We start from the raw sequence: 1934 nt of genomic DNA, 5'->3' as shown, positions 1-1934 counted from the left end.
TGGAGCTGTGCCTGACCGGTCGGATGATGGGCGCCGAGGAGGCCGAGCGGGCCGGGCTGGTCTCCCGGATCATTCCCGCTGACCAGCTGCTGTCCGAGGCGCTGGCCACCGCCGAGACGATCGCGGCGATGTCCGCCCCGGCCGCGATCATGATGAAGGAGAGCGTCAACCGCGCCTTCGAGACGACGCTCGCCGAGGGCGTCCGCTTCGAACGGCGGCTGTTCCATGCGACGTTCGCGACGGCGGACCAGAAGGAGGGCATGGCGGCCTTCGCCGAGAAGCGCCCGCCGGAGTTCCGCCACCGCTGACAGCCCGGCCGGTGCGCCGCCCTCACCGGGGGCGGCGCACCACGGCCTGCGGGGGTGACCGCCAGGCGTACGCGTCTGGCCCGGGTCACGAGCGTCGGCAGAACTCCGCGTCGGCGAGGTCCCGGGCCGCCGCGCCCTGGAGCGCGAGGCTGTCGGTGTTGAAGTAGACGGTCATTCGGTGGCGGGTGTCGCGGGTGGAGACTGCGAGGGCCTCGAAGCCGTAGCCGCCGCCGCGGTACCCCCAGAGCTCGACCCCGCAGGAGGTGGTCATGCGGGCGATGCCGAGGCCCTGGTCGTCGATGCCGGCGGGCACGGTGGTGGTCATCTCCCGCAGCTGCGCCTGGGGCAGCAGCCGGCCGGTGAGCAGGGCACGGTAGAAGCGGTCGAGGTCGTCGGCCGTGCTGATGATCTCGCCACTGGCGCGGATCGCCGAGGGGTTGAACTCCGTGACGTCGACGCCCGGCGGGGGCAACTGGACCTGGGCGGTGGAGTAGTCCCGGCCGGACGGCCGGGGCAGCGACTCGCGCGTTCCGGGCGAGTCGGTGCCCCGCAGGTGGAGCGGGTCGATGATGCGACGGCGCAGCTCGTGCTCGTAGGAGCTGCCGGTGATCCGCTCCACGATCATCGCGGCCAGGAGGTAGTTGGTGTTGGAGTACACGAACCTCTCGCCGGGGTCGGCCGCGGGTGGCTTCGACATCGCGACGGCCAGGAGTTCCTCGGGAGTCCAGGTGTCGTGCAGGTGCTCGAGCCAGATCGGCCCGATCTGGTGCAGGGCGGGGTCGTTGAGGTAGTTGTACACGCCGCTGGTGTGGTTCAGCAGCTGCCGGACGGTGATGCGGCGGCCGTCGTGGCCGTGGCCCCGGACCAGGCCCGGCAGCCACTTCTCCACGGTGTCGTCGATGCCGAGCCGCCCCTCCGCCTCCAGCTGGAGCACGAGCACGGCCGTGAACGTCTTGGTGATGCTGCCCACCCGGAAGTGGTCCGCCGGACGGGGCGGGCGTCCCGTCCTGCGGTCCGCCACCCCTGCCGTTCCCACCCATCGGCCTTCGCCCTCGGCCACGGTGACGAGGACCCCGGGCGCACCGTCCCGTACCGCCCGCTCCATCGCGGCCCGGGTCCGTGCGTGCTCCGGCCGGCCGGCCCCGTCGGCCGGTGCGGCGGCGGCCGCTGGGGACGCCGGGACCGGCAGGAGTGCGGTCAGGAGTGCGGCGGCCACGGCGGCGAGGGTGGCCGGGCCTCTTCCGGTGGCCACGGGCATGGGCGTGCTCCCTCTCGGGGCGGGGATCATCCGTCCTCAGTCAAACAGAGGTGCCACCGCCCCGCATGCGGGGGGACCCGCCGGCGATTGCCCCGTTCCGGTGAGGAAACCGCAGGTCATCGGGCCGCTGGGGGCGGACAGTGCGACCAGGCGGCGGGAGCGGACGACCGTGGCGCCGTCGCCGCGGAGGTTCGGCCCGGCGATGGCGTCGGCGACCTCTGCGGGGTGGGTGCAGGAGCACCGCGTCGCGTCGGACAGTTGGTTCGGGGTGCGGGTCAGGCCCGTCGATTCTCGCCGGCCGGGCTTCCAACGTCGGTGCGCGGAAGGCGAGTCGAGGTGCCCGCGGTGTACGCGGGGATCTCGGCGAC

2 protein-coding genes are annotated in these 1934 nt (G+C 73.4%); one reads left to right on the top strand and one right to left on the bottom strand.

What is annotated here, in order from left to right; translation table 11 throughout:
* Positions 1–308: enoyl-CoA hydratase-related protein (locus AE652_RS20270; protein WP_049653551.1), on the top strand; the 308-nt coding region annotated here is incomplete at its 5' end.
* 85 nt (positions 309–393) lie between these two features.
* On the opposite strand, the gene AE652_RS20265 is transcribed toward AE652_RS20270, so the two are convergent.
* Positions 394–1566 (bottom strand): serine hydrolase, encoded by a 1173-nt coding sequence (locus AE652_RS20265; RefSeq protein ID WP_049653550.1) that lies wholly within the window; start codon positions 1564–1566, stop codon positions 394–396.
* Between the last annotated feature and the right edge of the window lie 368 nt (positions 1567–1934).

The organism is Kitasatospora sp. MY 5-36, assembly GCF_001182915.1.
Taxonomy (GTDB): domain Bacteria; phylum Actinomycetota; class Actinomycetes; order Streptomycetales; family Streptomycetaceae; genus Kitasatospora.
Note: the sequence above shows the minus strand (reverse complement) of the source record. Positions and strands in the feature narration are given on the sequence as shown.